We start from the raw sequence: 13,774 nt of genomic DNA on the forward strand, positions 1-13,774 counted from the left end.
AGGGGCGATCAGCGGCGCATCCGCAGCACCGACCCGAGCGCGCCCACCGCGACCATCACCACGACGACCCCGCACAGCCCGACCGCGACCGGCGCCAGCCCCCAGACCTCCACCGCGACGCCCGCGAGGAGGTTGGCGACGGCGGCCGCCAGGTAGCAGTACAGGTAGATCGCCGCGAGGGTGCCGGCGTGCGTGCCCTCCGGGCTGCGCTCGAGCAGGATCCGCATGGCCCCCGCGAACGCGACCCCGAACCCGGCGCCGGCCACCACCGCGGCGACGAGGTACGCCGCGAAGCTCCCCACCCCGATCGCCGCGATGTAGCCGCCGATCCCGGCGACCAGCCCGACCGCCCCGACGACCAGCGCCCTCGTGGCGGTCAGCCGGTTCGCGGCGAGCCCGGCCACCGGCCCGACGAGGTGGTAGACGGCGACCGCGAGCGCTCCGCTGAACAGGCCGGTGCCGTCGAGGACCGACACCGCCAGCGACGGGGCCAGCGCCTGGGTGAAGCCGCCCAGGACGTAGGTCCCGGCGACGAGCAGGCAGACCGCGGGGAACACCCGGCGCGCCGTCGGCGGGACCCGGACCACCGGCCGCAACGACCGCACCGCGCCGGGGCGCCGGGTGACGGTCTCGGGCAGGAACAGCACCGCCAGCGCGGCGGCGGTCAGCACCGACGCGGTCACGACGAACGCCAGGACGGGCGCGTGCGCCGGGGCGACCTGGACCGCGATCCCCGAGGTCAGCGCCCCCAGCGCGATACCCCCCGGCGGCGCCCCGCTGGTCACCGCGCCGGCGAGCCCCGGGCGCGCGGGCGGCACCAGGTCGACGACGAACGCCCCCAGCGCGCTGAGCGCGAGCCCCACCGAGAGCCCCTGCACCGCCCGCCCGACCAGGAGGGGCGCCGCGGAGTCGACGGTCGCGAGCACCAGGCTCCCCGCCGTGCCCGCGAGCAGCGCCGGGACGGCCACCCGCTTGCGGCCGAGGTGGTCGGAGAGGCCGCCGCAGCAGAGCAGGGCGGCGAGCAGCGGGAGGATGTAGATGGCGAACGCGCCGGTGAGCACGACCGTCGAGAGGCCGTAGGTCTGCTGGTAGACGACGTAGAGGGGGGCGGGGACGCCCGCCGCGGCGCACGCGGCGACGAAGGCGACCGACGCCGTCGTGAACGTGGTGGGGGACGCGGCCCCGGTGCGGGCGCGGAGGCGCAGCACCGGCTCAGACCGTCCCGGCGCGCAGCATCACGGCGACCAGGATAGTTCGCCCACGACAAACACCGGGAGGGTGGACGTCACCTCACGGCAGGGCGATCAGCTGGGCGCCGGCGTCGCGGAGGCGGTCGCGGTGGGCGCGGCCGTGGTGGCCGCAGAACGCCAGCTCGCCGCCGCCGGGCAGGATCGCGAGCGACAGGGCGCGCACCCCGCAGCGGTCGCAGTCCACCCGCACGGCCTGCTGCGGTGCGATGACGATGGCGGTGGTGTCGGCGGTCATGGTGCTCGCCTCCTTCGGGGGCTCTCGGGTGAGGACACGAGAGTCCCCCGGCGCGCCGGCGGCGGGCAGGGTGCGCGCCCCCGCGTGGCGGGGGTCAACCCCCGGGTCGCGGCACCGCTGGGAGTCCTCGGCTAGGACGCCGACACGGCCTTGGACTGCTCGACGGCGAGCCGGTCGACGAGGTCGTTCATCTCGTCGCCCGAGTGGCCCTTGGTCCAGCGGAAGGACACGTCGCCGCGCTCGTTGACCAGCGTGATCAGCGGCTCCCACAGGTCGCGGCTGACCACGGGCTTCTTCGCGCTGGTCATCCAGCCGCGGGCGATCCAGCCCTTCCACCACCCGTCGCGGAAGCAGTTCACGACGTAGGTCGAGTCGCTGACGACGACCAGCGGGCCGTCGAGGGCGCGCACGGCCTCGAGGGCGGCGCGGATTTCCATGCGCTGGTTCGTGGTGCCGGCCTCGCCGCCGCTGTCCTGCCGCCCGTCGCGGGTGGCCCAGGCCCAGCCGCCGGGCCCGGGGTTGCCCGAGCAGGCGCCGTCGGTCCAGACCTCGAGCGCACCCTCGGCGGCCGGCATGTCCGGGCGCGCCGGCTTCGTCGCCTTCGCCCTGGCCCCCGTCGTCGTCGGCGCCGCGTCCGATCCGGCGCACGCCGCGTGCGCCCAGCGCTCGCCGGAGCGCGCGATCTCCTCGCCGGGGGAGACGGGGGAGGCGCAGACCCCGCACGTGGTGGCGTACTTCGCGGTCATCGGCACCCGGCCAGGCTAGCCAGCGTGGCGGGCGGGCCTCGGCACCGCCGGGACGGGTGTCCAGTCGGCCATGGCGGCGGCGAGCCGGCACCGGGCGCGGGCGAGCCGTCCGCGCACCGTCGCCTCCGAGACCCCGGTGACGGCGGCCGCCTCCCGGTAGGACATCCCCTCGAGCTGGATCAGCACGAGGGGCGCGCGCAGCTCGTCGGGGAGCGCGGCGATCGCCCGCAGGCCGGCCGTGACCTCCGCGGCGGTCACCACGGCGTGCTCGGGGCCGCGGCTGTGCGGGTGGGTGTGCTCGGTGATCTCGCTGGTCGACGGGTGGGCGCGACGGTGGTTCAGGCTCCGGTTGACGACCACGCGGTGCAGCCAGGTGGTGAAGGAGGCGGTGCCGTCGAACCGCGCCAGGGCGGTCGCGAGGTGGATGACGACGTCCTGCGTGACGTCGTCGGCGTCGGCGGGGCAGCCCAGGACCTGCAGGGCGACCCGGTAGATGCGCTGACGGTGCCGGCGGACGAGGGCAGCGTGGGCCTCGCGGTCCCCGTCGCGGGCGCGGTCGACCAGGAAGCGGTCGGTGGGGACGAGCGTGACGTCGGCGGCGGCCGGAGGGGGAGTCGACAACACGGCGGTGGCTCCTCGCTGCGGGTGTCCGGCGACGGTGCCGCGACACCGATCTTCTACCCCGGCCGATGGTTCACCATTCAATCGCCCACGATGGACCTGCTGAGGCGTGCGCCACGCACAGGTGGGTACGCGTCGTGCGGCACGACGACCACCACCGGAGGAGGAGCACCGCATGAGCGTCCCCGACGAGCAGGACGACCCCTACGCCGACGCCACCGCCGTGGCCGTCGCCGCGAGCAGCATCCCGGGCGAGTTCCTCGTCCCCGACCTCGTGGAGACGTTCACCGCCGAGCACCCGGAGGCGGTCGTCGACACGGTCGTCACCGACTCGGCCGGCGTGTTCACCGCGCTGCGCGACGGGAGCGCGGAGGTGGGGTTCGCGGGCGCCGAGCCCGACGGCGACGACCTCGACGCCGAGGTCGTCGCCGCCGACGAGATCGTGCTCGCCGTGCCCCGCGGGCACGCCCTGGACACCGGGGAGCCCGTGACCGTCGCCCAGCTCGCCGCCACGCCACTGGTCGAGCGCGAGGAGGGGTCGGGGACGCGGCGCTCGTTCACCGACGCCCTCGCCGAACGGGGCACGCCGCTGATCACCGCTCAGCAGTGGACGATCCGGGACACCAACGAGGGCGTGATCGAGGCGGTGGCGGCCGGCGACGGGGTCGGTGTCGTCAGCGCCTGGGCCCTCGCGCGCCATGCCCGCGCCGAGGTCCGCGAGGTCCGCGTGGAGGGCGACCCGATCGAGCGCTGCCTCTACCTCGTGCTCCGGCGCGACGACGACCTCGGTCCCGCGGCGACGAGCTTCGTCGCCCTGGCGCGCGAGCAGTCCTGGGTCTGACCGGCGGCCCCGGCCGCTCAGTGCCGGGAGCGGCGCCGGTCGGCGCGCACCGCCCAGGCGAGGCTCGCGAGCGCCACGAGGACGAGCACGAAGGCCGGCGACCACAGGTTCGCCGGCGCGGGGAGCAGGGTGCTGAGGACCGCGACCACCGAGCTCGCCAGCAGGACGAGCGCGACCGTGCGCCACCGAAGGGCCGGCGGCGCCGGGCGCCCGGCACGGTCACGGCGGCGGGCCGTGCGGCGGTAGTCCGCGATGATGCGGTCGAACTCCTGCGTCTCGCGGGCGTCGAGCGGGCGCTCGTCCTCCCCGGGCGGGGGTGGAGACGATCCGGACATGGGCCACCTGTGGTCGGGCCGTGCGGTCGATGGGTGAGGGGCCGATCGGGTCGACCCCTGACCATCGTTCGTACCGGGGCGCGACCCGGATCGGTCGACGTGCAAGCGCGTCTGCTCACCCGGCGGGGGTGAGGCCCGCGGGCCCCGGCGTTCCTAGCGTCGGGGCCATGCCGCTGGGACCGGTGACGCCCGACGACCTCGACCGCGTCACCGGCAAGCTCTTCCTCACCAGCCGGGCCGGCCGCTCGGCGTTCTGGGTGCTCCTCACCCTCGCCGCGGTCATCGCGAGCACCGGCGTGGTGGCCGACTCGACCGCCACCGTCATCGGCGCGATGATCGTGGCCCCGCTGATGACGCCGATCCTCGGCACCGCGCTGGCCCTCGTGCTGGCCGACCGGCGGGCCCTCCTGCAGAGCGTCGCGTTCGTGGTCGGCGGCGCGGTCCTCGTGGTGGTCGTCGGGTACCTGTCGGGCCTGCTGAGCCCCGTGCCCGAGGTGGCCGCGACCAACTCGCAGGTGGCCTCGCGGGTGTCGCCCAAGCTCGTCGACCTGGTGTCGGCGCTGGCCACCGGCGCGGTGGGCGCCTTCGCCCTCGTGCGCTCCGACGTCTCGGACACGCTGCCCGGCGTCGCCATCGCCATCTCGCTGGTGCCCCCGCTGGCCGTCGTCGGGCTGACCCTGGAGTCCGGGGCGCCCGACCAGTCCGCGGGCGCGCTGCTGCTGTTCCTCACCAACGTCACGGCGATCATCGCCACCGGCACGGCGGTGCTGCTCGCCTACCGCGTCCGGACGACCGCGACGGCGGCCGGTCGGCGGGTGGGGCACCTGCGGGCGAGCACCGTCGTCGTGGTGGGGGCGCTGCTCGTGGCCGTCGCGGTCCCGCTCGGGGTCGGCAGCTACCAGACGTTCCGGGGCCAGCGGATCCTCACCGCGGCCCAGCCGGTGGTGGCGCAGTGGGCCCGGGAGCGGTCGTGGCAGATCGTGGACGTGACCTGGGGCCAGGGCGTGCTGCAGGTCGTCGCGGCCGGCCCGCCGCCCGCCACCGATCCCTCGTCGTTGCGGCAGGCGCTCGACGGGGCCGGCCTGGCCGAGGTCCCCGCGCGGCTCTCCGAGGTGCTCGGGGGCACGACCGAGCTGCCGGCGGCGCCGGGATGAGGCTCACCGACCGTCCGGTAAGGGCGCTACTCGGCCGTCCACGCGAGCACCGTCCAGCGTGCCGCCGCGACGATCGTGGCCAGGTCGTCGTCCGGCGCGGCGGCCAGCGCGGCGCCGGTGAAGGCCTCGAACAGCAGGCGGATCTGCAGCCGGTCGAGCGGGTCGTCGGGGTCGGCGAAGAGGTCCACCAGCGTGGTGAGCCCGGCGTCGTCGCCGTCCGCCGCCGGTCCGACGGCCCGGGCCAGCCGCACCGCGTCGAGCCGCTCCTGGCCGGCGGTCTCCACCCGGCGCAATGCGGTCTCGCGCAGCAGCCCCGGCCGGTTGCGCTCCGCCCGCGCCCAGGCGACCAGGGCCTCGATCTCGTCGCGGTGGGTCCGCGACAGGGCCGCGAGGATCGCGTCCTTCGCGGGGAAGTGGTAGTAGAGCGCCGCGGTGGTCAGGCCGAGGTCGGCGGCGATGTCGCGCATCGAGGTGCCGCCGTACCCGCGTTCGGTGAACAGCCGGCGTGCGGTGGAGAGGACCGCGTCGCGGGTGGCCGGGCCGGCGTTGGGGCCGGGGCGCTTGGGCACCACCTCAGCTTATCGGGCGTCCGGTAACACGTAGCCCGCCTGCTTGTCGACGACGTTGTCCAGCGGGGCACCGGCCTCGTACCGCGCGAGGAGGTCGAGAACTGGCGGCACAGGTCGTCCTCGAAGCCGCGGTAGTCGCCGGACACGTGCGGCGTGACGATCACGCCGGGCAGCGACCACAGCGCGCTGTCGGCCGGCAGCGGCTCCTCGGCGAAGACGTCCAGCGCCGCGCCGGCGATCCGGCCGTCCGCGAGGGCCCCGACCAGGTCCCGCTCGACGACCGTGCTCCCGCGCCCGACGTTGACGAACCGCGCCGTGGGGCGCATGGCGGCGAACTCCTCGGCGCCGAAGTACCCCTCGGTGTCGGGGGTGTCGGGCATGACCGCCACGACCCAGTCGGCCCGCGCGAGCAGCGCGAGCCGGTCGTCGCGCCCGTGGACGCGGCCGAACACGGTGTCGGTGTCGCGCGCGGTCCGCCCCACCCCGTGGACGGTCACGCCCGCGGCGGCGAGCAGCTCGCCGACCCGCCGGCCGATCCCGCCGACACCGAACACGACCGCGGTCGTGCCCTCGAGGCGCTCGGAGTGCCGGTAGGTCCACCGGCGGGCGCGCTGCTCCTCCAGCGCCTCGGGCAGCCGGAGCACGAAGGCGAGCATCGTGCCCAGCACGTACTCGGCCATCGCGCGGTCGAAGACGCCGCGGGCGTTGGTGAGGACGACGTCGCTCGCCACCAGCTCCGGGAACAGCGCCGGGCGGACGCCGGCCCCGCACCAGTGCACCCACCGCAGGCGGCGGGCCAGCGGCCAGTGCCGGGCGAGCCCCGAGCCGCGGAAGGTCCAGCTGACGAACACCTCGGCGGCCGGGAGGTGTCGTGCGAGGGCCGCGTCGTCCGGCGCGAACGCGACGTCGTGGCGGTCGGCGAGGCGGGCCAGCTCCGGGACGTCGTCGAACCCGGCGGCGCCCCCGATCACGATGTGCACGGCGTCCTCCCGGTCAGCGGCAGCGCCACGAAGGTGACCACACCGTGGGGCCGGCCGGAGCCACGTCGGGGGAATTCGCCGCGACCGGGGCCCGTTGACCCGGCGTGCCCCCGACCATCGACCGTGCCGACCTCACGATCACGCTGAACAACGGCGTGCGGATGCCGCAGCTCGGCTTCGGTGTCTCCGAGGCCCGCGACGCCGAGGCGTCGGTGACCGAGGCCCTCGCCCGCGGCTACCGCAGCATCGACACCGCCGCGGTCTACGGCAACGAGGAGGGTGTCGGGCGCGCCATCGCCGCGTCCGGCATCCCGCGCGAGGACCTGTTCGTCACCACCAAGGTCTGGAACGGCCACCAGGGCTGCGACCACGCGCTGGACTGCGCGGCGGCGAGCCTCGAGCGCCTCGGGCTCGACCACGTCGACCTCTACCTCGTGCACTGGCCCACCGACGCGTTCGCCGAGTGCGTGCAGACGTGGTCGGGCCTGGAGCAGCTCCACTCCGACGGGCGGGCCCGGGCGATCGGGGTGTCGAACTTCCGGGCCGGCCATCTGCAGCGCATCCTCGTGCTCGGTGGGACGGTGCCGGCGGTCAACCAGATCGAGCTGCACCCGCACCTGCAGCAGCACGAGATGCGGGCGCTGCACGCCGCGCACGGCATCCGCACCGAGGCGTGGAGCCCGCTGGGCCGCGGCGCCGTGCTGCAGGAGGAGGCCCTGCGCCGCATCGCCGAGCGCCTCGACGCGACCCCGGCGCAGGTCGTGCTGCGCTGGCACCTGCAGCAGGGCCACATCGTCATCCCGAAGTCGGACACCCCGCAGCGCATCGCCGAGAACCGCGCCGCCGCCGACCTCGAGCTCACCGACGACGACGTCGCCGCCATCGCCGCCCTGCACGTCGCGGGCGAGGCGGGACGCATCGGACCCGTGCCGACCGACCCCGGCGTCTGACCGGGCGCTCAGCCCAGGAGCACGGCGCCCTCCGTGCCGCTGATGTCGAGCCGCACAACGGTGTCGTCGGCCGGCACCGTCTCGCCGCGCTCGGTGCTCACCCCGTCGGTGAACACCACGCTCATGACGCACGGGATGCCGAACTCGCGCGAGAGGATCCCCAGGTGCGAGGTCGGCATCCCCTGCAGCGTCAGCAGCCCCCGCACTCCGGCGGCCAGGGCCGGCGCCATGAAGGTCGTCGTCCCGCCCCGGCTGATCGCGATGTACTCGCCGATCCGGCCCGAGCCGACCAGGTCGAGCACGGCGTCGGGGGAGTCGAGCCAGCGCACCGGCCCCGCCACGACCTCGGCCGAGGTGTAGGCGGACGTGCCCCGGCCGATGACGGCGTGCGCGGTCCCGGTCATGCGGTCCTCCGGTGGTTCGTGGCGTAGGCGTCGACGACGGGCGCGAGCTCGGCGGGCGAGGAACAGTGCATGATCACGCCGTCGACGCCGAGGTCGAACTGGGCCGCGACGCTCTTCGCGCACTGCTCGGGGCTCCCGGTCGCGGCGGGGGCGAGCCAGGCGTCGGGGAGCACGTCGGCGATGTGCTCGATCTCCGGGCGGGTGGCGACGATGTCGGCCCAGCCGGACAGCCCGGCGACGACGGGGTCGGCGCGGAAGCGTTCGAGCGCCGCGGGGTCCCAGTCGTTGGTGCGGACCAGCAGGTCGCCGTAGACCTGCAGGTACGTGGCGAGCCGGGCCACTGTGCGCTGGAGCCGGACCTCGTCGGGCAGGTGGTCGGGCACGGTCGCGAAGCACGCCCACACCCGCACGGCCGCGGGGTCCCGACCGGCCCGCTCGGCGGCCTCCCGGACGGTGCGCACGCAGCGCGCCGTGGTCTCGTCGGTGAAGTAGGTGTGCAGGACCACGGCGTCGGCGGCCCGTCCCGCGAGCGCGAGGGTGTTGGCCCCGAACGCGGTGAGGGCGACGGGGATGTCCTCGTCGAACGTGGGGTCGAGCCGCAGCCGGGGCCAGGTCCCGGCGGGTCCGTCGTGGCCCTCGACGGTCTCGCCGCGCCAGAGCCGGCGCATGAGGCCGATGAAGTCCTCCATCTGCGCGGTCGTGATCGGCGGGAGACCGAACGCCGCGAGCTGCGGGGCGAGTCCCCGGCCCAGGCCCAGGGTGAAGCGCCCGCCGGTGAGCCGGTGCATCGTCGTCGCCCACGCGGCGGTGACGGCCGGGTGGCGGGTGTTGTGGTTGGTCGCGGCGGTCGCGACGCCGAGCTCGGAGGTGACCGCCCCCATGGCGCCGGTGAGCGACGCCGCCTCCTTGATCGAGAAGCGTTCCGAGAGGAAGGCCGTGCCGAACCCCAGGTCCTCGCCCAGCGCCACCTCGTCGAGCATCTCGCGCGGCGACTCCGGCTGGCCGCCGAGCGTGTAGAAGCCGATCTCCGGCATGCGCGCCCGGCCCACGTCCCGGCTCACGGTGCGGCCACCGGGTCGTCGCCGTGGACCGGGACGAACCCCTCGCCGGCGATCAGCACGCGCGGGAGCAGCTCGCCGGCGGTCCCGGCGTCGGTGAGCAGCGGGTACGACGCCTGCGCGAGCGGCCCGAGGGCGTCGCGGTCGGGCAGGCGCAGGCCCAGCTCGCGCAGGGTGGGCTCGTCGGCGAGGCCGGCGAGGCGCAGGAAGGGCAGGACGAAGTCCAGCGTGTACATCTGGACCCCGGCCATGATCAGTTCGTCGCGCGACATCCGCGCGTACCGCGCGTAGAGCGCGGCGTTGCGCGTGCGCGCCGCGGTGGCGATCGGCTCGAGCTCGTCCTCGCCGAGCAGCCGCACGTCCCCGACGGGCGTGTCCCACCGGTCGCGGGCGTAGACCGCGGTCCCGGCGAGGTGGGGCAGGTAGTCGCCGGGGTCGGTGAACGTCGTCGAGAGGTCGTTGACGGTGAAGCGCATGCCCTCGGGCGGCCGGAAGAACAGCGCCTGGGTCACCGCGTGCGGCAGGTCGGCGGACACCTCGAACCACGGGTAGGCGGGGTCGTGCAGGAAGTGGTCGCGGACGACCAGCACGGTGCCGTCGGGCTGGGGGTAGGGGCCGGAGTCGGCGAGACCCAGCCGGTTGTCGAGGTGGAGCAGGAACGCGAAGAGCTGGGTCATCGCGTTGAAGGAGCGTCGCGTGGCGGCGCGCTCGCGGTCGTCGTCGAACCACGTCACGTCGTCGCGGAAGCGCTCGAGCCACCCGGAGCCGGCGAGCAGGGGCGCCCGGTAACCGCGGCCGGTGGCGAACATCGGCCCCTCGTCGCCCCACAGGCCGCGGTAGAGCCGCCGCGGGAACTGCAGGGCGGTGGCCAGCGCGTCGCCCCGGTCGGCCGGCGAGGCCAGCCCGAGCCCGGTGGTGAAGCCGCGCCCGGTCAGCAGCGGCATGCAGCAGCACCACGCGTGGAGCAGGTTGACCTTGGTGCCGATCTCGCGGCGGGCCGTGGCGCCGAGCTCCACCACGCCGTCCGCGCCGCCGACCGCCTCGGTGATCCGGGCGAAGACGTCGGGGTAGGCCGCGAACTGCGCGACTCCGGCGATCGTCTCGTACTCCTGGCGCGGGATCAGGCCCGACTCGCCCTCGGTGGCGCGGCTGCCGAGCATGTCCCAGACGTTCCAGCCGCTGTAGGCGATGAGGTCGTCGAGGTCGACCGCGTCCAGGGACGACGGCTCGAGCGAGGGGGCGGACAGGGTGAGGACGTCGCCCCGCAGCGCGGTGGTGATCTCGTCGTGGCCGGGCGAGCCGGCCGCGAAGCGGGTCCGGTAGCGGGCGAGGAGCTCGCCGATCGTCGGGGCCGTCACCGGCTGCTCCGCTCGCGGGTGGCGGCGACGCCGTCCCAGTCGCGCGCCGCGGCGCAGTTGCGCTCGAGCAGCGCGAGGATCAGCCGGTTCACCGCCTCGACGTCGGGCAGCACCGCGATCGCCGCCGTGGTGATCATCAGGCCGGAGAGCACCTGCGTGCGGTAGTCGGCGAACGCCTCGTCGGCGTCGTAGCCGGGGGAGATCGCGGCGTACTCGGCGAGGTAGCCCTCGATCAGCCGGCGCTCGTGTTCGCGGCGGTCGGCGATGCCGATGCTGCCCGAGAGGAAGTAGCCGACGTCGTACATCGGGTTGCGCAGGCCGGTGACCTGCCAGTCGATGAGCACGGCGCCGATCCCGGCGCCGAGCGGCTCGAACAGGACGTTGTCGACGCGCGGGTCGCCGTGGGTCAGCGTGAGGCGGGTCTGGGGCAGCAGGTGCCAGTCGCGGGCGATCTCGCCGGCCGCGGCGACGGTGTCGAGGTCCCCGCGCTCCAGCCGGTCGGCGAACCGGTCGAGGATGATCGCGGCGCCGCGCTCGATCGTCGGCGTCCAGTAGTCCGCGGCCTCGGCCATGCGGATCGGCCAGGCCGGCGCGGTGGCCGGGTCCATCGGGGCGAAGGTGGCGTGCAGCCGCGCGAGCTGCGCGAGCACCGCCGCCGCCTCGTCGGTGCCGCACCCGGCGACCTGGTCGCCCGGCCGCGCGGCGGTGAGGTCCTCGACGACGAGGTTGATCGTCGTCTCGTCCCCGGCGACGTGGAACAGCGACGGGATCCGGCACGCGCTGCGGCTCGTGATCGCGCGGTACCCGCCGATCTCGCGGTGGTAGGCGCCGCTGCCCAGCGCGTGCGCGTGGACCTCCGGCGCCCGCGGGCGGAACTTGGCGACGACGGCGTCCGGCGCGCCGTCCGGCCGGACCTCGTAGTCCAGGGCCAGGTGGACGGTGTCGCTGACGTTGCCGGCGCCGATGGGCCGGGCGGTGACGCCGCGGACGGCGACGCCGGGGAAGTGGTCGGCGAGCACCGAGGTGACCCACGCGGCGTCGATCTCGTCGGTGTCGTCGAGCAGTCGGACCGGGGGCGTGGCGGTGAGGCTCATGGGGTTCTCGCTCTCGGCGGCGGTCAGCTCCAGGGCTGGTCGGCGTAGGGGGTGTTCCAGACGTCGGTGATGCGCCCGTCGCGGACGCGGAAGACCTCGATCCCGGACAGCAGCTGGTCGGCGGTGCGCCCGCGGGCGGTCCAGACGAGGACGGCGTACTCGTCGTCGCCCGCGAGGACCTCGGCGGTGAACCACGGCTGCCACGTCGGCAGGTCGGCGCGGATGCGGGCGATCTGCGCCTCGTGGTCGAGCGTGCGGGTGCCGCCGGGGTCGTGGCGGACGACCCCGTCGGCGGTGATCTCGCGGACGAGCTCGACGTCGCCGCCGTGGTAGATCTCGTCGAGGTACCGGCGCACGACGGTCGTCGGTGTGGTCACCGTCAGCCGACGATCGTCACGGTGGCGGCGGTGCCGTCGACCTCGATGGTCGCGCCGTCGGGGATGCGGCTCGTGGCGTCCGCCGCCGACACCACGCACGGGATCCCCAGCTCGCGGCTGACGATCGCGGCGTGCGAGAACGGCGCGCCCACGTCGACGACGACCGCCGAGGCGGCGACGAACAGCGGCGTCCACGACGGGTCGGTGATGGGCGCGACGAGGATGTCGCCGGGCTCGAGCTCGGCGTCGTCGTCGGGGTCGGTGAAGATGCGGGCCCGCCCGCGGGTGACGCCGGTGCAGCCCGAGACGCCCTGGATGACCTCGCCGGCCAGCGCGGTGGTGTGCTGCTTGCTCGACCGCCGCGTCCACTCCGCCAGTGGCGGGGCGTCGCCGATGACGACGAACGGCGGCTCGAGGTCGAACAGCTCGAGGTAGGTCCGCTCCCGCTCGCGGAGCCGCTCGGTGAAGGCACCCGGGTCGGCGAGCCAGCCCTCGAGCTCGTCGGCGAACAGCATGAAGATCTGCGCGGCGGTGTCGAGGTGACCGGCGGCCTCACCGCGGCGCCCCAGCTCGAGGGCGGGCAGGCGCAGCTCGTGCACGAGCATCGCCGACGTGGTGCGCGAGCGCTCCCGGCCGCGCAGCCAGAGCGCCGCCGCGCCCAGGGCGGCCTCGAACTGGCCGGCGGCCTCCGCGTCGCCCGCGAGCATCTCGCGCAGGGTGGCGGTGGCGGCCTCGCGCTCGGCGGCGCGGGCGGCGTTCTTGATCGCGGGCGCCTCGTCGTCGGCGACGGTGCGCATCCGATCGACGGTGTGCAGCGCCAGCTCGGGCTTCTGGCCCCAGGTCAGGGCGCGCAGCTCCCACTCGGCGGGGCCGCGGAAGTCCCACTCGGCGAGGAACGCGTCGAGCTGCTCGCGGAAGGCCGCGACCGCCGGCTCGGAGGACGCCGCGATCCGCTCGGGCAGCCCGGCGACGCCGTCGTCGAACAGCGCGGCCACCGGGCCGGTGCGCGCGAGCCTGCTCAGCGCCCACATGCCGTTGGAGGGCCCGGCCGAGTCGACGTCACCGATGCCGCTGACCAGAGTCAGGCCCAGCTCGGGCCTGCCGACCGCGGCCGCGACCTGCGCGACGGCCCCGAGGCCGACGCCGGACTTCAGGCTCGACTCGATGTGGTGCTGGAACAGCCGGCGCTGCAGCGCGCCGAACGAGGTGAGCCGCTCGACGAGCTCGCGGTCGGACAGGGCGGCCACGTCGGGGCGGGCGCCGCGGACCGCGCGCACCTCGGCGCGGTCGGCGTCGTAGGCGGGCAGGCCCTGGGCGAGCAGGACCTCGTTCATCAGCCAGGCGCCGGCCTTCTCGCTCGCCGCCGGGTCGTCGTCGAAGTCGCGCTTCTCGCTCTCGTAGGACGGGATGCCCGGCATCTCGCCGAAGTACTGCAGGTCGACGGCCTCGGCGCCCATGCCGGGGACGCGGACGCCGAAGAGGCGCATCAGCGACATGTTGATGTAGAGGTAGCTGCCGAAGGCCGGGAGGATGTTGCGCTCGACCGCCGGGTCGTAGAGGTCGTGGTCCCAGACACCGCAGGCCACGAAGGCGTCGCGCCACCCGGGCTCCAGGTACTCCTGGAAGCCGACCGACGCGTTGAGGGGCGAGATCGGGTCGGGGAAGATCTCGCCGACGTTGGCCCGCGAGTACAGCGGGAACGTCTTCGAGGTCGCGTCGAAGATCGGCCAGTCGTTCACGGAGGTGTCTCCCTCGTCGCTGAGGACGCATCGAGCGCGGCGCCCAAGTCTGTGACCCGCAGT

The 13,774-nt window shown here is 75.1% G+C and carries 16 protein-coding genes; 3 read left to right on the top strand and 13 right to left on the bottom strand.

The genetic code is table 11. The features are described 5' to 3' along the window. Window positions 1-8: 8 nt before the first annotated feature. The 4 genes from ACFPK1_RS11845 to ACFPK1_RS11860 form a co-directional block, all read right to left on the bottom strand. Entirely contained in the window at window positions 9-1,208 is a 1,200-nt protein-coding gene (locus ACFPK1_RS11845; protein WP_378021125.1) for an MFS transporter, read from the bottom strand. 82 nt (window positions 1,209-1,290) lie between these two features. Further along, complete coding sequence (locus ACFPK1_RS11850; RefSeq protein WP_378021126.1) at window positions 1,291-1,485, bottom strand: DUF7455 domain-containing protein; 195 nt, start codon at window positions 1,483-1,485, stop codon at window positions 1,291-1,293. Window positions 1,486-1,616: 131 nt separating this feature from the next. After that, window positions 1,617-2,231 carry a ribonuclease H family protein gene (locus ACFPK1_RS11855; RefSeq protein WP_378021340.1) on the bottom strand — a complete coding sequence of 205 codons (615 nt, stop codon included), beginning with the start codon at window positions 2,229-2,231 and terminating at the stop codon, window positions 1,617-1,619. 15 nt (window positions 2,232-2,246) lie between these two features. Further along, on the bottom strand, window positions 2,247-2,855 hold the full coding sequence (locus tag ACFPK1_RS11860) for an RNA polymerase sigma factor (RefSeq protein ID WP_378021127.1): 609 nt from the start codon (window positions 2,853-2,855) through the stop codon (window positions 2,247-2,249). Between the two features lie 172 nt (window positions 2,856-3,027). Between ACFPK1_RS11860 and ACFPK1_RS11865 the strand changes: the two genes are divergently transcribed. Next, window positions 3,028-3,693 (top strand): LysR substrate-binding domain-containing protein, encoded by a 666-nt coding sequence (locus tag ACFPK1_RS11865; RefSeq protein ID WP_378021128.1) that lies wholly within the window; start codon window positions 3,028-3,030, stop codon window positions 3,691-3,693. 17 nt (window positions 3,694-3,710) lie between these two features. Here the strand turns inward: ACFPK1_RS11865 and ACFPK1_RS11870 are convergent, their stop codons facing one another. Continuing rightward, window positions 3,711-4,028 (bottom strand): hypothetical protein, encoded by a 318-nt coding sequence (locus tag ACFPK1_RS11870; RefSeq protein WP_378021129.1) that lies wholly within the window; start codon window positions 4,026-4,028, stop codon window positions 3,711-3,713. A gap of 167 nt (window positions 4,029-4,195) precedes the next feature. Here ACFPK1_RS11870 and ACFPK1_RS11875 point away from each other — a divergent pair, with 167 nt between their 5' ends. Then, window positions 4,196-5,182, top strand: coding sequence for a DUF389 domain-containing protein (locus ACFPK1_RS11875; RefSeq protein WP_378021130.1), 987 nt, complete (start codon window positions 4,196-4,198; stop codon window positions 5,180-5,182). A 26-nt stretch (window positions 5,183-5,208) separates the two neighbouring features. Here the strand turns inward: ACFPK1_RS11875 and ACFPK1_RS11880 are convergent, their stop codons facing one another. Both ACFPK1_RS11880 and ACFPK1_RS11885 read right to left on the bottom strand, forming a co-directional pair. Beyond that, window positions 5,209-5,649, bottom strand: a complete 441-nt coding sequence (locus tag ACFPK1_RS11880) for a TetR/AcrR family transcriptional regulator (protein ID WP_378021131.1) — start codon at window positions 5,647-5,649, stop codon at window positions 5,209-5,211. Next, window positions 5,619-6,731, bottom strand: coding sequence for a D-2-hydroxyacid dehydrogenase (locus tag ACFPK1_RS11885; RefSeq protein ID WP_378021132.1), 1,113 nt, complete (start codon window positions 6,729-6,731; stop codon window positions 5,619-5,621). The genes ACFPK1_RS11880 and ACFPK1_RS11885 overlap by 31 nt, the downstream gene beginning before the upstream one ends. A gap of 161 nt (window positions 6,732-6,892) precedes the next feature. Between ACFPK1_RS11885 and ACFPK1_RS11890 the strand changes: the two genes are divergently transcribed. Further along, on the top strand, window positions 6,893-7,681 hold the full coding sequence (locus ACFPK1_RS11890) for an aldo/keto reductase (protein WP_378021341.1): 789 nt from the start codon (window positions 6,893-6,895) through the stop codon (window positions 7,679-7,681). Window positions 7,682-7,689: 8 nt separating this feature from the next. On the opposite strand, the gene ACFPK1_RS11895 is transcribed toward ACFPK1_RS11890, so the two are convergent. From ACFPK1_RS11895 to ACFPK1_RS11920, 6 genes are read right to left on the bottom strand one after another with little or no spacing between them, the layout of a single operon-like run. Then, window positions 7,690-8,085, bottom strand: a complete 396-nt coding sequence (locus ACFPK1_RS11895; RefSeq protein WP_378021133.1) for a PEP-utilizing enzyme — start codon at window positions 8,083-8,085, stop codon at window positions 7,690-7,692. Then, entirely contained in the window at window positions 8,082-9,146 is a 1,065-nt protein-coding gene (locus ACFPK1_RS11900) for a TIGR03857 family LLM class F420-dependent oxidoreductase (protein ID WP_378021134.1), read from the bottom strand. Before ACFPK1_RS11900 ends, ACFPK1_RS11895 begins: the two co-directional genes overlap by 4 nt. Continuing rightward, window positions 9,143-10,501: a hypothetical protein gene (locus tag ACFPK1_RS11905; RefSeq protein ID WP_378021135.1), complete on the bottom strand. Its 1,359-nt coding sequence runs from the start codon at window positions 10,499-10,501 to the stop codon at window positions 9,143-9,145. The genes ACFPK1_RS11900 and ACFPK1_RS11905 overlap by 4 nt, the downstream gene beginning before the upstream one ends. Further along, entirely contained in the window at window positions 10,498-11,595 is a 1,098-nt protein-coding gene (locus ACFPK1_RS11910; protein ID WP_378021136.1) for a phosphotransferase family protein, read from the bottom strand. The genes ACFPK1_RS11905 and ACFPK1_RS11910 overlap by 4 nt, the downstream gene beginning before the upstream one ends. Window positions 11,596-11,618: 23 nt before the next feature. Then, entirely contained in the window at window positions 11,619-11,972 is a 354-nt protein-coding gene (locus tag ACFPK1_RS11915; RefSeq protein ID WP_378021137.1) for a nuclear transport factor 2 family protein, read from the bottom strand. 2 nt (window positions 11,973-11,974) lie between these two features. Further along, window positions 11,975-13,711 carry a PEP-utilizing enzyme gene (locus ACFPK1_RS11920; RefSeq protein ID WP_378021138.1) on the bottom strand — a complete coding sequence of 579 codons (1,737 nt, stop codon included), beginning with the start codon at window positions 13,709-13,711 and terminating at the stop codon, window positions 11,975-11,977. Window positions 13,712-13,774 lie beyond the last annotated feature (63 nt).

The sequence above is a fragment of the Actinomycetospora rhizophila genome (assembly GCF_042657905.1).
GTDB lineage: Bacteria > Actinomycetota > Actinomycetes > Mycobacteriales > Pseudonocardiaceae > Actinomycetospora > Actinomycetospora rhizophila.

Bases quoted from the DNA above. Each gene is read 5' to 3' on its own strand.
- ACFPK1_RS11870 (WP_378021129.1), bottom strand. From the start codon at position 4,028: ATGTCCGGATCGTCTCCACCCCCGCCCGGGGAGGACGAGCGCCCGCTC.
- ACFPK1_RS11855 (WP_378021340.1), bottom strand. From the start codon at position 2,231: ATGACCGCGAAGTACGCCACCACGTGCGGGGTCTGCGCCTCCCCCGTC.
- ACFPK1_RS11910 (WP_378021136.1), bottom strand. From the start codon at position 11,595: ATGAGCCTCACCGCCACGCCCCCGGTCCGACTGCTCGACGACACCGAC.
- ACFPK1_RS11875 (WP_378021130.1), top strand. From the start codon at position 4,196: ATGCCGCTGGGACCGGTGACGCCCGACGACCTCGACCGCGTCACCGGC.
- ACFPK1_RS11890 (WP_378021341.1), top strand. From the start codon at position 6,893: ATGCCGCAGCTCGGCTTCGGTGTCTCCGAGGCCCGCGACGCCGAGGCG.
- ACFPK1_RS11880 (WP_378021131.1), bottom strand. From the start codon at position 5,649: ATGCGCGACATCGCCGCCGACCTCGGCCTGACCACCGCGGCGCTCTAC.
- ACFPK1_RS11865 (WP_378021128.1), top strand. From the start codon at position 3,028: ATGAGCGTCCCCGACGAGCAGGACGACCCCTACGCCGACGCCACCGCC.
- ACFPK1_RS11850 (WP_378021126.1), bottom strand. From the start codon at position 1,485: ATGACCGCCGACACCACCGCCATCGTCATCGCACCGCAGCAGGCCGTG.
- ACFPK1_RS11895 (WP_378021133.1), bottom strand. From the start codon at position 8,085: ATGACCGGGACCGCGCACGCCGTCATCGGCCGGGGCACGTCCGCCTAC.